We start from the raw sequence: 15,966 nt of genomic DNA, 5'->3' as shown, positions 1-15,966 counted from the left end.
CCGCGGCAAGATCCGACGGGCCCGGCCCCGAGGCCCGGTCAGCCGGCGTCCAGGGGGTAGCGCCACTGGAAGCGGTCCAGCGCTCGCGCCCTGGCCTCGACCACGGCCATGCGGGCCTCGCGCTCGGCGGTGTCGACGTGCGCGGCCTGGCCGGTGACCTGGCCTTCCCACTTGCGGTACAGCAGGCCGACCTCGGAGGAGAACCAGCCGCGGGCGGTCGCGTTCAGGGCGAGCAGGAGGCCCGTGTCCTCGGAGGCCGGAAGGGCCATCCAGCCGCCCAGGGCCACGAGCAGGTCGCGGCGGACGAAGAGCGTCGCCGGATGGACCTGGGCGAGGTAGCCGTGGGACGCCCAGTGGTCGAGCACCGCCAGGCGCTCGATCGGCCCGTGCCCGGGGTCACCGGGGAAGCCGACGGTGGAGCCGTCGGGCAGCAGGTCGAGCGCGCGTGACGTCGCCCAGCCGAGGGTGCGATCGGCTTCGAGGGCCGCGAGGTCACGGGCGAGCGCGCCGGGCGCGAGCTGGTCGTCGGCGTCCAGGACCTTGACGTACGCGCCGTCCGCGCGGGCCATGGCGATGGTCCGCGCGACGCCGGGTCCGCCCGGGCGGCCCTGCCGGAACGTGACCCGGTCGTCGTCGGGGACATGCGGCGCGACCTGGTCGGTCGTCCCGTCCTCCTGGATCAGCCAGTGCCACTCCCACCCGGCGGGGAGTTCCTGCCCGCGCAGGGACTCGTACGCGTCGGGCAGGAAGCGCGCCGACGGCGCGTGGACGGCCGTGACGACGGTGATGCGCCGACGCACGGCTCACCACCTCTCCAAGCGGGTCGTGAAGAGCAACTCCGTGCGGTCACCGGGCACCGTGATGTCGGACAGCTCGACGACGCGCTCGTCCGTGTCGTACGTGGTCTTGCGCAGGACGAGGACCGACGTGCCGGGCGCCAGGCCGAGCTCCGCCGCCTCCTCCACCGTCGGGGGCCGGGCCGTCACACGCTCCACCAGGCGGTCGATCTCGATGCCCACCGTGAACAACTGGTTCCATGTCCCGCCGGGCCAGGGCTCGTTCGTCTCGTCCAGGAGGTCGGGGTTCTTCTCGACGAGATCGCGGATCAGGTACGAGGTGACGAGGTTGAACGGATTGCGCTCGGCGCTGTACCGCGTCCGGTAGGTCCGCTCGACGAGCACGGTGCCTTCGGCGACACCCATGGCCGACGCGATCCCCTCGGGCGCCCCGATCTCCCGGTACGCCGCGTGAAAGACGAGGTCGTCGGCGTCCAGGCCGGTGTCGTGCTCGGTCGCGCCCGACTCCAGACGCTGCCGCTCGGGTGCGCGGGCACGGTCCTTCTCCCACTGGTACCGCGTGTTCGTGCGCCGCACCATCACGCGGGGGCGGCGTACGAACGTTCCGCGGCCGTGCTGCTTCTCGATCAGCCCTTCCGCCTGGAGCATGCGGAGGGCCTGCTGCACGGTCGGCCCGCTGCGCCCGGAGCTGCGGACGAGGTCCGCCTCCGACGGCAGGCGGTCACCGGGCTTCAGCCGGCCCGCGCGAATCCGCGCACGGAGCTCGTCCGCGATCTCCTCGTAGGCCTTCGCCATCCGTGCACCGTCCCGTCGCAGTCCGCGCTGTGAGGATATGACTCCTCAAGAGGAGGATATGACTCCTCAAGAGGTCCTGACGTTACCCGCGTAGTTACCGCGATTCGCGTTACCGAGCTCTATCCGCGTGGAGCATGGCCCTACCATCCAGATGGCCGGAAGCATTCGAATCACGGGCGGGAACCGGGCGGGAACCGGGCGGGATTTGGGCAGGATTCGGGCGAGGTTTGGTCGGGAGGCCGGAATCATCGCCTCAATTCGGAAGTTCGAGGAACCCTCCGGACGTGCGAGATCACGAAAATGCCCGACCGCTGGCGACGGGGGATGCACCAGCGATCGGGCTATGCCAACAGTAACAAGGCCGCTCGTGCCGCGGGAGTCAACTGCCCATCCAAAATGCCGTGTTGTGATCGGGATCACGTGCCGCGGCTGCGTTACTCGACTACTCGTCGCACGGGGGCTCGTACGACAGACGGGGGAGATACTCACGCCATTTCTCGGGTGTCAGAACGCCCTGAGTGGTCGAGCAGACGCGGCGAATGGCGTCGTCCGTGTCCAGGTTCCACAACCGGACCGTGTCGGTCCCGCTCGACACTCCGAGCATGTCGCTCCGCGGACTGAACGACAGGAAGCTGCCGGTCTTGGCGTTGGGGCTCATCGACTGCCCGATGGGCGCGGCCTCGGCCGGGTCGGCGACGTCCCAGAGCCGCACCGTGTTGTCGTTGCCGCCGCTCGCCAGGGTGTCGCCGTCCCGGCTGAACGTCAGCGACACGACCGCGTCGGTGTGACCGGTGAGGGTGGGCCCCAGCCGGATCGCCCTGTGCGGGTCGGTCAGGTTCCAGAACCGGACCGTGCCGTCGTCGCTGCCACTGGCCAGGGTGTGGCCGTCCGGGCTGTAGGCGAGCGTATTGACGGGGCCCAGGTGCCCCGTGAGGGGTGCGCCGAGCGCGGTGGCATGACGCGGGACGGTCACGTTCCACAGCCGGATGGTGCCGTCCGAGCTGCCACTGACGAGGTCGCGCCCGTCCTTCCCGAAGGCGACGGAGTTGACGTAGCCCTTGTGGCCGGTGAGCGGCTTGCCGAGGGGGCGGGGCCGCGAGGGGACGCTGACGTTCCACAGTTGGATGGTGCGGTCGGTCTGCGGAGTCGCCAGTGTGCGCCCGTCCGGGCTGAAGGCCAGCGCCGCCGCGAAGCGTGTGCGCAGGGCGACGGGCGGCCCGTAGGCGACGGGCAGGGCCGGGTCGGTGACGTTCCACAGCTGTACCGTGCTGTTCCCCGTCAGGACCGCGAGCGTATGGCCGTCGGGGGAGAACGTCATCGTGCGTACGTCCCCCCCGGGCTTGAACGGCTTGCCCAGGGCGGTGGGCCGGCCGGGCCGCCGCACGCTCCACAGCCGGACCTTGTCGTCGCGCGCGGCGGTCGCGAGCACGTGCCCGTCGGGGCGGAACGTCCCGATGCGGCCGATCATGTCCGACGTCGGAATCGACCACAGCCGGGCCTTGCTGTCGCCGCTCCCGGTGGCGAGCGTGCGCCCGTCGGGGCTGAAACCGAGGGCGTACATCTCTCCGCTGCTGCCCGAGAGGTGCTCGCCGACCTGGGACGGGTGTGCCGGATCGCTGACGTTCCACAGGCTCGCCGTGCTGTCCGCGCTGGCGGCCGCGAGCATGGCCCCGTCGGGGTTGAACGCCACGGACCAGATCGGTCCCGCGTGACCGGTGAGCGGCGCGCCGAGCGGTTTCGCGCGGCGCGGGTCGGCCGTTTTCCAGAGCCGGATGGTGTCGTCCGAGCTGCCGCTGGCGAGCGTACGGCCGTCGGGGCTGAACGCCACGGAGTGCACCGTACTGGTGTGGCCGGTCAGCGCCTTGCCGAGTGGCTCCGGACGACGCGGATCGGTCATCTTCCACAGCCTGATCCCGCCGTCGTCACCACCGGCCGCCAGTGTCCGCCCGTCGGGGCTGATGGCCACGGACCGCACAGCCGCCGTATGGCCGGTCAGCGTGGCGAGCGCCTCCGGCCGGCCCGGGTCCTTCACGTTCCACAGCCGGACGGTGTGGTCGTCGTTGGCCGTGGCCAGAGTGTTCCCGTCCGGGCTGAAGGCGACCAGGTAGATGGCGCCGCCGCGGCCGGACAGGGGTTTGCCCAGCAGCCGCGGGTGGCGGGGGTCGCGCACGTCCCACAGCCGGATCGTGCCGTCGTCCGAAGCGCCGGCGAGGGTCTTGCCGTCCGGGCTGAAGACCGAGCTGCTGACCCAGCTCTTGGGGCCGGTGAGCGGTTTGCCCAGCGGTTTGGGGCGCGAGGGGTCGCTCACGTCCCACAGCCGGACGGTGCGGTCGTAGCTGGCCGTGGCCAGGAGCCGTCCGTTCGGGCTGAAAGAGGTGAGGTAGACGGCTCCCGAGTGGCCGAGGAGCGGCGTGGCCAGCGGTGCGTTCACGATCGAGATCAACCGGTTCCGCGTGGCCTCGTCGTCCGGCCGCATCTCGTGGGCCACGAGGTCGAGCTGAGCGGACAGCGAAGGGTCCGTGTTCTGGGCGCGGTCGGCCTCGGCGACCACCTGCTGGAACACGGCGTCGTCCCGCTGCCGCCAGGCGACCGCCGCCGAGATGACGGCCACCATCGCGAGCACGACCAGAGCCGCCACCGCGCCGCGGGCGATCCACACCGTACGCCGGCGCAGCTTGGCCGAGGCGGCCAGGAACTCCACGGCGCACCGGGTCAGGAAGGAGTCACCCGCGGACTTCGCCCAGACGCGGGCCTGCTCCAGACGGGAACCGCGGTAGAGCAGTGCCGTATCGCGGTCGGACTCCTCCCAGGCCTTGCCGTCCTCCTCCAGGCGCTGGCGCAGCAGGTGATCGCTTCTGTCCTCGTCGATCCAGTCGCGCAGCCGCGGCCAGGCGTGGAGCAGCGCTTCGTGCGTGATCTCCACGGTCTCCGCGTCGAGCGTCACCAGGCGGGCGCGGACCAGAGCTTCGAGGGACTCCTCCGTCTTGGCGGGGTCCGTCGACTCCTCCGCCAGTTGGCGCCGCGTCCCCCTCCTGCGCGTGGCCTGGGTGTCCTCGCCGAGGCGTACCAGCCGGAGCAGCAGCAGCCGCGCGGCCGTGCGGGCCGCCGGGTCGAGCCGGGACCAGGCACGCTCGGCGGTCGCCGCCACCGCGCCCTGGATGCCTCCCGCCGCGCGGTAGCCGGCCAGCGTGAGCCGCCCCGTCTTCCGCCGCTGCCAGGTGGCCAGCAGCGCGTGGGAGAGGAGCGGCAGCACCCCCGCGTCGTGGGCGCCGCGGGGGCTGTCCGTACTCACTTCCCTGACGATCAGTTCCGCCAGGCCCGGTTCGAGTTCGAGCCCCACGGCCTTGGCCGGGCCGGTCACCGCGTCGCGCAGCTCCGTGGCGGTCAGCGGCCCCAGCACCATGTGCCGGTGCTGGAGCGCGTCGGCCAGCTCCGGGTACCGCAGGCACTCCTCGTAGAAGTCGGCGCGTATGCCGAGGACCACGAGCGCGGGAGCGGGTTCACCGTCGGCGGGGGGCGAGCACGCGGCGTGGAGGAGCTGGATGAAGGTGCGCTTCTCCGCCTCGTCGGAGCAGAGGGTGAACACCTCCTCGAACTGGTCCACGATGACGACGGGACGGGCCGCCGAGGATGTCTCCCGCAGAGCCCACGCCGCGACGGACTCCCGCACCGCGGGCGCGAACGCCGGGGCGCCGGGTTCCACCGCAGGCCCCTCCACGCCGGAGGTGACCTGCGCCAGCTCGGGAATGTGGCGGATCAGCTCCGCGAGGGGATCACTTCCGGGCACGAGCTGAAGCACCAGGCCCGCCCGGGTCTCCTCGTCGCCGAGCGCTCCGTCCCGCAGTTCGGGCACCAGGCCGGCGTTGAGGAGGGACGACTTCCCGGCCCCGGAGGCGCCCACGAGCATGACCAGGCCGCCGGTCTTCTCCGCCGTGTGGAGCTGGTCGATGAGGGCGTCCGTGCTCCGCCGCCGGCCGAAGAACCACCGGGCGTCCTGCGGGCGGTACGAGGCGAGTCCTCGGTACGGGCACACGGCGGGGGCGTCCGGAGCCTCGGCCGGAGGCTGCTTCTCCTCTTCCGAGGACCCCGCGGCGCGGCCACTCACCGGGTCGGCCACCGCGCGCTCCCACAGGCGCTGCCACTGGGCCATGTCGTACAGGCCGGCGGATACCGGCGTGGGCCGCTCGCGCCGGGCCTCGGGGATCAGGACCTGGAGCACCGCCGCCAGGGCGGCGAACTGGGCGGGCACGTTCTTGGCCCGCCGCCAGTCGCTGATCCGCTGCGCCGACACCCGTACGGGCCGCCCGCGTTCGTCGACCCTTTGCAGCCGGACGACCGCCTCGGCCACGCGCTGGAGGGGCGGATTACCGGCTTCCCTGTACAGCAGAGCAAGGCGTTCCGCGAAGGCTGTGCGTGCCCCTGAGTCGGGACTCAAAGCCTCCACCCCTTACTTCCGCTGCGTGCGCCCATCCGGACCGGAAAACTCACTTTATACGGCTGACCTGCGGATAAGTGGTCCGGACAACACCGGAACCTGCCCGTGGGCAGCCCTGAGTGGCAGGATCGTGTCGCAGTAGCGGACCAACCGCGCAGCGTCAGGGCAGGCCACCGGCTTGGCGCCCGGAAAGGTGCGTCGGGACGCTGCAGATTCTCGGCTGGATTCCGCCGGAGTCGCCACCGGGCGGCGACGAACTCGCCGCATGACCTTTCAGATCTGTATAGCCAGCGATAACTGACCACCACTAGTCATCACTAGCCATAGTCGGCCATAGCGAGCCTTAGTCGGCCATGGCCACCCATAGCCGGTCACAGACGGATCAATTCCGCATTGACCGCAGATCTGACCCTACTTCGATCCGCGCCGATACGCCGACGCGACGTGGATCGACACCGTCCGCGTCGTTCGGTACCGGTCCCCACAGGGGAGGGACCGGTGCCGATACGACGCGGCGCGTGCGTGCCGGCGGGGGCGGGACGGCCGAGGATCACTGCCGCGACTTGTCCCGCTTCCGGGCCGGCGCGAGCCAAGCTGCGGGCCCTATGAGGGACGCGGGTCGGTCGGCTCACACCTTCTTGACGACGACCGTGTCCGGGACCAGCTTCTCCAGGTCGTCGACGTCCGAGGTGAAGACGGTGACCTGTCCCTTCTGCTGTCGCGCGATCACGGCGAGCACGGCGTCGATCGCGTACTTGTGGCCGTGCAACTTGGCATCGGCCAGGAGCCGGCGGGCCCGGCGGGCGTCGTCCTTCCCGATATCGGCGACTTGGAGCCGGGACAGTACCCAGTCCCAGCGCTGTTCGGTCGTCCTGCCGTCGTACGCCTCGACCAGGGTCATGGGCGACGTCACCACTTCCGCCTCCCCTCGCGCCGCGAGGTCGAGCCAGGCGATCATCCTCCGATCGCCGCGCACGGCCAGGGAGAGAGCCTCACAGTCCAGGACGAAGACACGCAGCGGCCTCTGCCCGTGCTCAACGGCTCGCTTCTTCACGCAGCCTCTCCGGTGTTGTGCTGTCCGGAGGTGCGCCGCCGCTCGTGTTCGGCGTCGAGATCCTCCAGCTCGTCGAGGGCTGCCACATGCTCGTCCTCAGTCACGGGCCCGTGTTCTTCCTGTAGCCAGTCGACCAGTTCCAGCAGTCGGTCCCGGTCGCGCTTGAAGCGCAGAGCCTCGGCGACGTACGCCGAGAGGCCCCGCTCTGCCGCCTCCGCGCGGATCTCGTCGAGGAGATCCTCTGGGATCGTCACGGTTACCTTCTTCGTCGCCATACAACAGACCATACTCGCGGTGTCACACTCCTTACCACTGGCGCGCGGCGCGTCAGGGGACCCCGCGAAGACCCACTTCGTGGGTGCCGTCTCATGGGTGCCGTCTGGTGGGTGCCGTCTGGTGGGTGCCGTCTCGCTGGGGTTCGCGCCGAATGGAAAGCGCGAGCGCTCGATACCGCGAACGTGCGCCGGGATTCAGGCGTTTGCCGTTGGGCGCGGATCTCGGCCACGGGGCGCGCTGGACATGCGAGCGCCCCGGCTTCGGCGGGAGGAAGCAGGGGCGCGGTCGGCGGGGGCCGGTGTCAGTCGCGGAACTCGCGGCGGTTGACCGCCCCTATGAAGTTCCGCCAGCCGTCGCGGGTGAACAGGAGTACGGGGCTGTCGAGGTCCTTGCTGTCGCGTGAGGCGATCGTGTTGGGCAGAACAGCGATCTCTATGCACTGCCCCTCACCGCTGCTGTAGCTGCTTGTGAACCAGTCGGCAGTGGTGAGGTCGGGGGCGTTCATGCTGTCTCCAGTTCATGCGTCAGTTCGGCCGTCGCCTTGGCAATCAGGGCGAGCGAATCATCGGGGCTGAGGGCCTGCGCCCGCAGGTTGTCGAAGGTCGTGGTGTAGCGGGTGATGTCGGCGTCTGATTCAAGGAAGCTGTCGTTGGCCATCGAGTCGATGTAGACGATCTGCCCGTCCTCGGGGTCCGGGAAGGAGAGCAGGGCGAAGCCGCCGGGCATTCCCTGGTGTGCACCAAAGGCGTAGGGAATGACGTGCACGCTGATGTGTGGCCGGTCCGCCAGTTCTTGCAGCTGCTGAAGCTGATCGGCCATGACGGTCGGTCCGCCGACCTGTCGTCGTAGCGCGGCCTCGTCCATGATCGCCGTGAGTTCCAGCGGGTGCTCTTTGGTGAGGACGGCTTGACGCTCCATGCGGGCTCTTACCCGTTGTTCGAGGTCGTCCCGCGTGGCATCGGGCAGGTGCCCCTTGATGACGGCGTGGGCGTAGTTCTCGGTCTGAAGGAGGCCAGGGATGTACAGAGCCTCCCAGTTGCGGACGATCTTCGCCTCAGCTTCGAACTGGATGTAGGTGTTGTACTCGTCGCGCAGTGCGTCGTGGTACGGCCGCAGCCAGCCCTGAGTGTCCGCTCCCTCGTGCAGCGCCGTGATCCGCGTGCGCTGGTCATCGCTGACTTCGTAGAGATCGAGCAGCGCCATCAACGTGCGCATCTGGGGCCGGCCTTCCGGCTTTTCGATGCGGTACAGCGTGGCGGGGCTGATGCGCGTCTGCGCGGTCACGTCGTCCTGGCTGAGCCCGGCGGCTTTCCGAGCCCGTTTGAGTTCGGACGCCAAGCGACGGAGGCGCACCGTCGGCGGCCTTGCGGTCACGCTCACTTCCCTTCCTCACTCCATGAGCGGTCACGGCCGAGTGTCGCCCATCAGGCGTCGTTCGCCAAGCCGATTCGCAAATGAAGGGACTTCATTTGAATGGCTTGCATTGAGCCGGACGGGAGGGTCATGCTGAGCCCCGGAGCGGCCACCCACTGTGACGAGTCGGTAGCCGGGAGTTGACTGCGCCCTGTGGGGCCGGGGTTCGCACCTTCGGGGCGTGGCCCGATCGACTGGGAGGACCGACCCTTGACCCTCGTGATCTATGCCCTTGCGCTGCTGCTGCCCGGCACTGGCCGCCGCAGGCTCCCCGCTGGTCCGCGACACCGGAAGGGGGGCCCGGCATGGACGGTGTGACGTACTGGTTCCGGCACACGGCCGAGCCCAGGGCGGTGCCGTTGGGGCGGCGGTTCGCGGTGAACGGTCTCAAGGACTGGGGACTTGAGCACATGCGCGAGTCCGTGACGCTGATCGCTTCGGAGCTGTTGACCAACGCCGTGGAGGCCACCGGCACCACGAAGGCCGAGCTGAGCTATCGCGAACGCGAGACGCTGCCGCTGGTCGCGGTGCGGCTGCGCGTGTGCAGCCGGACGCTGACGGTCGAGGTCACACCAGCCGGACGCTGCCCCGGATGCGAACGCCCGACGCGGACGCGGAGAACGGCCGGGGCCTGCCGATAGTGACGCTGTTGTGCGAGCGCTGGGACTCGTACCGCCATCCTTCGGGCGGCAAGGTGGTCTACGCGGTGATGCCTCTCGCGCGACCGGCGGTGGCGATCACGCGAGAGATGGCTGGCGGAACCGGAGGCGTTGTCGAGCCGGCCCCGCGAGCCGTCCTCGATGCCCCGGATGCCCCGGATGCCCAGGACGACCTGCCGTTCAGCCTCGGAAACGACCACCCTGGCCGCTAGGACGTCGAGTTCGCCCAGGAGGCCGGGCACGGCACCGGAGTCCCCACTTGGTGATGCGGTCTTCGAGTTCGCAGCGCGTGCCCATCAGGTGTGGAAGGGCCTGCGGGAGCAAGTCGGCTCCCAACTGGCTCCCAACCTGCTGATAGCCGGCCTCGCCGTGGGCGCGATCCCTCTATGGAAGCGTCCGATTGGGGGGTCTACAGGTCATCGGGCAGCAGCCGGAATGCTCCGTGTCCCGTCAGCGGCCGAACCATGCGGAAGTGCCGGTCCGAGGTGAACATGACCTCGGTTCGGTAGGCGGCGGCCAGAGCGACGTTCATGGCATCCGTCATGCCGATGCCCTTCCCTCCGTCTGCGTCCCGGTAGCCCTCGAGCACTGTCATCGCCGTGCGCACATGGGGGGTGATGTCGGGGATGGAGAACTTCCGCCTCTCAGTGCCCTTGGCGAGGAAGTCGAGCGCGTTGTATGCGGCCTGCGCACTGATCTTCGTGGTCACCAAGTAGTCGAGTTCAGCCAGGACCATGGGTGAGATCACCATATGTCCAATGGTGGAGAAGGCTTTGCGGTGGATGGCGCTGCCGTCCGTCAAGGAGACGAGAAGCCGATAGAGGGCATTGGTGTCAGCGATGACGACAGCGCTCAAGAGCCCATCCCCTTCAGGGCTTCTTCGATGTCCTCATTGGTGAGATCGGGCCCTGTCCCGATGTCCGGGATCTCCATATCCCCCATGGGCTCAGTCGAGTAGGGCGGAACCTCGTCGGCGTCGATCGGCACGACACGGGCGACGGGGCGGCCGTTCTTGGTCACCGTGATGGTCTCGCCTCGCTCAGCGGCGGCGAGTATCTGCGAGGACCTCTGGTTGAAATCACGAGCAGTGGTTTCCATGTACTACATGTTACTACTTCGTGGCGGCGTTCATCCGTTGCTGGCGCAGAGGGCGCAGACACAGCCGACCCTGCTCGGTCATTCACCCATGGCCGTGTACCTGCTTGTACTTCTTGATCAGATCCTGTGGCAGCCTGCCCCGTTCGTTGACGGCGTGTCCCTGGCCCTTGGCCCTTGGCCCATGCACGAACAAGAGACGGTGTGACGCCTGCACATGAATCCTGTTGCCGCGGGACGGACGGATTCCCAGGTGACTCAGGACTTGATCGTCTGGGAGGAGTGGGTGGTCCCTCTCCGCTAGGCCTCTCTGGCGGTCCCTCTAGACCGGTCGCTTCAATGACGGCAGCCGGCGCCCGCAGACGGGCGGCGGCCAAAGAGGGTGGCGCCGTGACGACATGGTGAGCAAGTCGGCTCCCAGATGGCTCCTAGTGCTGGCGGAGATCGACACGTCGCGACTCGTGGAATCGGCCGTGAAGCTGCGGTCGGCGACATCCGGCACTGGATGCGTCGTGGTGCCGCAGATCACTGAGGGGTATCTGGCAGCCGCGCAGTCTGTGCGCGCGACGCGCGGGGCTCAACCTCGACCTGGCCGACGCTGTGAAATGTGGGTGTGGCGTGGTCTCGTGAGGGCTGGGGAGCGAGTTGGCTCCCAAAACGGCCCCCCAACGCACATCAGGGTCGGTACTGATTTCTCAGTACCGACCCTGACCTGCTGTTTTGGCTGTCGGGGTGGCGGGATTTGAACCCACGACCTCTTCGTCCCGAAGCAACATCAGTGAGGGCTACTTCTGGGGCGGCTGCGCCCGTCACCTGCGCGGACAGCTCGCTGGCGGTCGCGGCTGATCGTCTCTGTGCGTCGGCGTTGTCACGCAGTTAGACACTCGGCCGGTGTACCGCGCGATCGAGTTTTTTTGATCTTGCGATCCGTTGGCGAGTGCGGCATCTGCGCAGATCACCCGGGCGCAAGACGCGATCTGCCAGACCGACCAGCAGCTTGAGACTTGTGGCCGCGCGACGCTGTACGCCTGTGTTGATGGGCTGGATCTAGCGCCTCCAAGCACCAATAACTGAACGCTTGTTCGATTGCTTCCGGTCTCGTTGGCGGCTACAAGCTATTGATAGGCGACAGCGCCTTCTGGGCATATGCCGATGAACGCTACCCTGCGTGCAGGTTAGGCGTGACGTAACTGGGGGGCGGCATGACAAGCTTCGGGTACAGGCTCTTCACGTTTTCTGTGTTCCGGGGGAACAAGCGTAGCCCCGTGAACCTCAAGGACTGCGAGGGTGAGCACTATAAGGACATCGCGGTCAGGCTGCTGAAGTCGCTATCTGTCCCGGTGGTTGGTGATCCTCCCCAAAAGCCGGACGAGTCATTGGTGGCCGAGACGGGAGAGATCCGCGGAAAGCCTGCCCTGCGGGTGGAGGACATCGACGTAGTCGACAACACGATACGTGCAAAGATGTGGGTCGGACGTATCGGAAGTCATGAAAAGGCTATGAGTCATGACGGAACCGGCGACTTCGACATATCTGACCGAGCGGCAATCAATGGATTTCGCGTCATATTCGCTTTCCCTGAGGATGGCACGCAAGGAATCCTTGCCGTGGAGTCAATCAGTCGAACCTGCCCCGTGAGCAGCCTGGTCAAGTGGCTCCGATACAAGTCGCAAGAGGAGAGCCACAATAAGAGTAGTGGTTCCGACGCAACTGTACTTTGGTGGAAGCCTAAGGTGCAGGGATTGGCTGACGAGGCCCGGCTCGCTGAGATGATCGAAGCAGGGTTGGCCCAAAGGCTCGTGCTTGTTAAAAAGACCGTCACCACTTCGCGCACCAGGGAAGAACGGGAATTCGAGATCCGAGCCCCGTTGACGAACCAGGGAAAGATCACGAGGGTGGCACGCCTGGTAAAAGGGTGGGCCTTTCAAGCTAAGGAGGCTGACGAGGCGAACGTGACGACCAACGCGCAGGCGGCCCGTCAACTAGCTGCCATCGTGAGCCCAGAGATCGAGGATCTTGATCTCGATGACGGATGGGTGGAGCTGAACGACCCGGACGATCAGACGAGGCGGGTGAACCCCAGCACTTTCACGGACGTGTTCACCTACAAGCTGTCCGACGATGAGCCCGTTGTCACACCCAAGTTCTATGCTGGGGTACGAGGGACTGCGCTAGGGCTACAGACAGCCGCCAATTTGGCGATTGAGTGGCCCCAGACGTAGCGACTAGGGGGGTAAGCGGTGCTTGATCGATTTAATGTCGCTCCCATTCTTCGTGGCCACTGGAAGGGCTTGAGTAATGGTCAATATCTCACGCATCGACCAGATCTGTCTGCCAGGGCGGTTTTGCTTCTACCGGTGGTCTTATTCGGTTTCATGATCTACCGCGGGGCCGGTCTGGCAACTCCTGCCGCCCTACTCACTGGGGCGGCACTTTTGGCGGGCGGGATGCTGAGCGCGTTCACGCATCTTTCAACACTACGCCTCAAGATCACGGAGTGGGATGGCGACGAGCGAGTAAGTCGCTTCAGTACCGAGAGGGACATGCTGGATGAGACTGCGGCCCACCTACTCACGGGCTCGCTTGCCTGCATTATAGATGCCGCGTCCCTCGTAGTGGGCATGAACGTGGGTCTCGACAAAAATGGCCATCTGACCGGTTTCTGGGCTGCCCTTTCGGCAGGCATCAGCCTCTACGTGCTGCTGCTATTCATCGTGGTCCTGCCGCGTTTGTATTCGGCATATGTCGAGATAAACGCTGTTGCTGGTCGACTCAGCGGATTCACGCGAACTAAGAAGAGGCGCTGAGGGGCAGGGAGGAGGGGTGCCGGTATCCTGCTGGCACCCCTCCTGATGAGTCCGTCGCCGTCAGCCGAGGTATGGGGATTCCCGGTGCTCCAAGAAGTGCTGGAGCCTGAGCCGCTGTGTGTGGTGCATCGGTAGTTCCTCAAGCTCCTCCGGACGGACAAATCGAAGCTCGGTCGACTCGTTGGAGATCGCGAGCTGGCCGCCGATGGTCCGAGCCGTGAAGCAGACGTTGAACTGTCGCCGGACCTCGCCGTCCGTGTACTCGATGATGTGCTTCGGGTCGGTGTACGTGCCGACCAGGCCCGTGATCTCTACGTCGAGGCCGGTCTCTTCCTTGACCTCGCGGACCGCCGTGCCGGGGAGAGAGTCGGTGAGGTCCATGCCGCCGCCCGGTAGTGCCCACAAGTCGTTGTCCCGGCGTCGCTGAAGCAGGATGCGCCCTTGCTCGTCGGTGACGACCGCTGAGGCCGCGACCACCATGCTGTTCGGCTTCGGGGCGTTCGGGTCGTCGTAGTACTCGGTGCGCGCCATGGTCACTCCTCCTGCTGTACCGGCTTCGCCGTCGCCCATACCGCGTCGAAGCTCTGCCCGTAGGTGTCGAACATGCCGCCTTCCCCGTGACGACGGAGATGCCACACCGGGGCGCCGTACGCGTTCACTCCCCAGACGTGGGCGTTGACCAAGAGCTGGTCATCGGCGCGGTACAAGGAGTTGTAGAGGGTCGTCTCGTGCGTCCTTATCTCGATGCCGGAGACGCCGATCAATGGGCGGTAGTGCATCAGGGCCAGTCGGCATCGGGACTCGATGCCGTGGCCGAACCGCTCCTCCTGGCCGCGCGCCTGGACGTTCGGGCTGTCGGCGTCGCCCACCGCGATGCGCACGGCGCAGCCTTCGGCAGCTCGCTCGCGCAGCAAATCGTTGAGCCGCGGGTACGCCTCATGAAGGAAGACGGCCGCGTACACCAGCACGTCGATGCGCTCACGGGCCTGCGTCATCATGTCGATGAACGTGGATACGGGGAGGTCTGCACGTTGCTCGTAGAGGCCCACGAGCTCCGGGCTGATGGCGCGGGCGGCGCGGGCCTGCCTGAGTGCCGGCCAGAGTGCGTGCACGTCTTCTCCTAGGGCTTCAGCCGCCTCCAAGGCTTTGGCACGGCGCGGAGTACGGCCCAGGTTCACCCATCGCTCGACCGACTTCGGGTCGACCTCAACTTCCTTCGCCAGGGCGGCGTACGTCCAGCCTCCGGCCGCCATGACGGCACGTAGTCTCTCGTTCTGCATGAGTCTCCCCCTGAGTCTCGGGACGTCACTAGGGACGTTCTACCCGACGCAGGACGTCCCGTAGTGGGGTTTGGGGGTGGTTCCTAGGTCCCATCGTTTGACTCGATGCTTCTTCGCATGAGCACGGCGGAAACCGACTGCCCGACGAGTGGCACAGCACTCCGGTTCGGAGTCGGTTTGTTCCCGCGGCGAGGAGGAGCAAAGGTGACCGACAACGCGGCTCTACCCGATATCGGTGCCCTCATGGTGGATAGGCGCACTGACAAGGCGGGGGTGGTCATGGGCCATGAAGGTCCGTACGTACAGCTCCGTCCGCCTCGCGGAGGCATGGAGTGGGATGTCCCGCCCGAAGCGCTCCGTAAGCCCAACCAGCCCGAGGAACTGAGCGCGAAAGTGGCCGTGGCCAATCAGGTGTCAGTCAGCGGGCGGTGGGGCCTGTGAGCCCTCGGACCACGTTGCGGTTCGAGACGTGGCTTCTCCAGCCCGACCGGGAGCCTGACGCCGAACCCACGACATACGCCATGCAGTGCGCCGTGGACGGCGAGACGTCACCGGCAAGTGAGGACTTCGCCGAATCTCAGGACTGGGTTCTCAAGCACTGCGGCAAGAACCCCTCGCACCACACTTTCCGCGAGATCATCACGCGCCCCTGGCGAGCATGGATGAGCGTATGACGCGCCGGGCGATCAACTGGCTGGGACAGTTCACCGGCCCACTGCTGATCATCATGATCTCCGGGTCATGCGGCCTTGTCATCGGCGCCGCCCTGGCCTCCAGGGCACCCCTCCTCTGAACTCCCATCCTCACCGACCGAAGCCGATCGACGTGGTTCCGCCACGTTCTGCGGGCTCGGTGAGGACGGGTCTCACATCTGCCTCCGGCTTGCCCAGAGCGCACAACTCCCGCCCCACCTCGGGCGAGGACGTCAAAACAAGAGACCGGACTACCCCTCAGCCTGGACAGCATTCCGGGTGGTCCGGTCGCGGAAGCCCTGATCAGGACCCCGGTGCCAATGGTACCGGGGCGGTCGGCGTGCTCGAACGCGGGTACAGCCGCAACCCCGGCACGGAATTGTCGAGTTGGAGGAATCTCTTGTTGCGGCGCGGCCCATGGAAGCCCCGTTCTGACCTCAGCCACCAAAAGTCAGCCACGACGGCGGGGCGGGCGAACATGCACTCGTCACGTATGTCTCCAGCAACCCCGTTCCGGTCTCAGCCACGCTACTTCTCTGCGTCACGGACCGCTCCACGGTTCGGCCTGCGCGTTGCCGACGTGGCATGGCGGCCGTGCTCGCGCTGCGGTTCTGCGATCGGCGCGGCTCTGGGGCATCGAACGGTTGAGTGGCGTGGTCGGGA

General features: G+C 67.2%; 19 protein-coding genes. 7 read left to right on the top strand and 12 right to left on the bottom strand.

All coding sequences use genetic code 11. The features are described 5' to 3' along the window. Positions 1-38: 38 nt before the first annotated feature. The 7 genes from ACRAKF_RS18650 to ACRAKF_RS18620 all read right to left on the bottom strand — a co-directional run bounded on the left by ACRAKF_RS18650 (position 39) and on the right by ACRAKF_RS18620 (position 8,737). Positions 39-800 carry a glycosyltransferase family 2 protein gene (locus ACRAKF_RS18650; RefSeq protein WP_447038289.1) on the bottom strand — a complete coding sequence of 254 codons (762 nt, stop codon included), beginning with the start codon at positions 798-800 and terminating at the stop codon, positions 39-41. Between the two features lie 3 nt (positions 801-803). Next, the gene (locus ACRAKF_RS18645) at positions 804-1,592 is read right to left on the bottom strand and encodes a GntR family transcriptional regulator (RefSeq protein ID WP_447038288.1); all 789 of its coding nucleotides are present in this window, start codon (positions 1,590-1,592) and stop codon (positions 804-806) included. Between the two features lie 442 nt (positions 1,593-2,034). After that, on the bottom strand, positions 2,035-6,036 hold the full coding sequence (locus tag ACRAKF_RS18640) for an nSTAND1 domain-containing NTPase (protein WP_447038287.1): 4,002 nt from the start codon (positions 6,034-6,036) through the stop codon (positions 2,035-2,037). A gap of 619 nt (positions 6,037-6,655) precedes the next feature. After that, complete coding sequence (locus ACRAKF_RS18635) at positions 6,656-7,081, bottom strand: PIN domain-containing protein (RefSeq protein ID WP_447038286.1); 426 nt, start codon at positions 7,079-7,081, stop codon at positions 6,656-6,658. Beyond that, entirely contained in the window at positions 7,078-7,356 is a 279-nt protein-coding gene (locus tag ACRAKF_RS18630) for a CopG family transcriptional regulator (protein ID WP_447038285.1), read from the bottom strand. Before ACRAKF_RS18630 ends, ACRAKF_RS18635 begins: the two co-directional genes overlap by 4 nt. A gap of 302 nt (positions 7,357-7,658) precedes the next feature. Continuing rightward, positions 7,659-7,862: a DUF397 domain-containing protein gene (locus tag ACRAKF_RS18625; protein ID WP_447038284.1), complete on the bottom strand. Its 204-nt coding sequence runs from the start codon at positions 7,860-7,862 to the stop codon at positions 7,659-7,661. Continuing rightward, complete coding sequence (locus ACRAKF_RS18620; protein ID WP_447038283.1) at positions 7,859-8,737, bottom strand: helix-turn-helix domain-containing protein; 879 nt, start codon at positions 8,735-8,737, stop codon at positions 7,859-7,861. Before ACRAKF_RS18620 ends, ACRAKF_RS18625 begins: the two co-directional genes overlap by 4 nt. A gap of 338 nt (positions 8,738-9,075) precedes the next feature. On the opposite strand from ACRAKF_RS18620, the gene ACRAKF_RS18615 reads away from it, so the two are divergent. Beyond that, entirely contained in the window at positions 9,076-9,411 is a 336-nt protein-coding gene (locus ACRAKF_RS18615) for a hypothetical protein (RefSeq protein ID WP_447038282.1), read from the top strand. Beyond that, entirely contained in the window at positions 9,363-9,641 is a 279-nt protein-coding gene (locus tag ACRAKF_RS18610; protein ID WP_447038281.1) for a hypothetical protein, read from the top strand. Before ACRAKF_RS18615 ends, ACRAKF_RS18610 begins: the two co-directional genes overlap by 49 nt. Before the next feature lie 197 nt (positions 9,642-9,838). Here the strand turns inward: ACRAKF_RS18610 and ACRAKF_RS18605 are convergent, their stop codons facing one another. The 3 genes from ACRAKF_RS18605 to ACRAKF_RS18595 form a co-directional block, all read right to left on the bottom strand. Then, complete coding sequence (locus ACRAKF_RS18605) at positions 9,839-10,285, bottom strand: PIN domain-containing protein (protein WP_447038280.1); 447 nt, start codon at positions 10,283-10,285, stop codon at positions 9,839-9,841. Continuing rightward, entirely contained in the window at positions 10,282-10,527 is a 246-nt protein-coding gene (locus ACRAKF_RS18600; RefSeq protein ID WP_206968351.1) for a type II toxin-antitoxin system Phd/YefM family antitoxin, read from the bottom strand. Before ACRAKF_RS18600 ends, ACRAKF_RS18605 begins: the two co-directional genes overlap by 4 nt. 82 nt (positions 10,528-10,609) lie before the next feature. Continuing rightward, complete coding sequence (locus ACRAKF_RS18595; RefSeq protein WP_447038279.1) at positions 10,610-10,714, bottom strand: Lsr2 family DNA-binding protein; 105 nt, start codon at positions 10,712-10,714, stop codon at positions 10,610-10,612. A gap of 1,012 nt (positions 10,715-11,726) precedes the next feature. On the opposite strand from ACRAKF_RS18595, the gene ACRAKF_RS18590 reads away from it, so the two are divergent. Beyond that, complete coding sequence (locus tag ACRAKF_RS18590; protein WP_447038278.1) at positions 11,727-12,746, top strand: hypothetical protein; 1,020 nt, start codon at positions 11,727-11,729, stop codon at positions 12,744-12,746. A gap of 18 nt (positions 12,747-12,764) precedes the next feature. Continuing rightward, a complete protein-coding gene (locus ACRAKF_RS18585; protein ID WP_447038277.1) occupies positions 12,765-13,331 on the top strand; it encodes a hypothetical protein in 567 nt (188 codons plus the stop codon). Positions 13,332-13,391: 60 nt separating this feature from the next. On the opposite strand, the gene ACRAKF_RS18580 is transcribed toward ACRAKF_RS18585, so the two are convergent. Together ACRAKF_RS18580 and ACRAKF_RS18575 are read right to left on the bottom strand one after the other, a co-directional pair. Continuing rightward, positions 13,392-13,862: an NUDIX domain-containing protein gene (locus tag ACRAKF_RS18580; RefSeq protein ID WP_447038276.1), complete on the bottom strand. Its 471-nt coding sequence runs from the start codon at positions 13,860-13,862 to the stop codon at positions 13,392-13,394. A 2-nt stretch (positions 13,863-13,864) separates the two neighbouring features. Beyond that, a complete protein-coding gene (locus ACRAKF_RS18575; protein ID WP_447038275.1) occupies positions 13,865-14,611 on the bottom strand; it encodes an XRE family transcriptional regulator in 747 nt (248 codons plus the stop codon). Positions 14,612-14,854: 243 nt separating this feature from the next. Between ACRAKF_RS18575 and ACRAKF_RS18570 the strand changes: the two genes are divergently transcribed. Genes ACRAKF_RS18570 through ACRAKF_RS18560 form a run of 3 tightly spaced genes read left to right on the top strand, consistent with a single transcriptional unit; the run spans position 14,855 to position 15,404 of the window. Next, on the top strand, positions 14,855-15,052 hold the full coding sequence (locus ACRAKF_RS18570; protein WP_447042056.1) for a hypothetical protein: 198 nt from the start codon (positions 14,855-14,857) through the stop codon (positions 15,050-15,052). Beyond that, positions 15,040-15,285, top strand: coding sequence for a DUF7848 domain-containing protein (locus tag ACRAKF_RS18565; protein WP_447038274.1), 246 nt, complete (start codon positions 15,040-15,042; stop codon positions 15,283-15,285). Before ACRAKF_RS18570 ends, ACRAKF_RS18565 begins: the two co-directional genes overlap by 13 nt. Beyond that, positions 15,270-15,404: a hypothetical protein gene (locus ACRAKF_RS18560; protein WP_447038273.1), complete on the top strand. Its 135-nt coding sequence runs from the start codon at positions 15,270-15,272 to the stop codon at positions 15,402-15,404. Before ACRAKF_RS18565 ends, ACRAKF_RS18560 begins: the two co-directional genes overlap by 16 nt. Positions 15,405-15,966 lie beyond the last annotated feature (562 nt).

The sequence above is a fragment of the Streptomyces sp. DSM 118878 genome (assembly GCF_052936595.1).
This window is presented reverse-complemented; position numbering and strand designations above follow the sequence as displayed.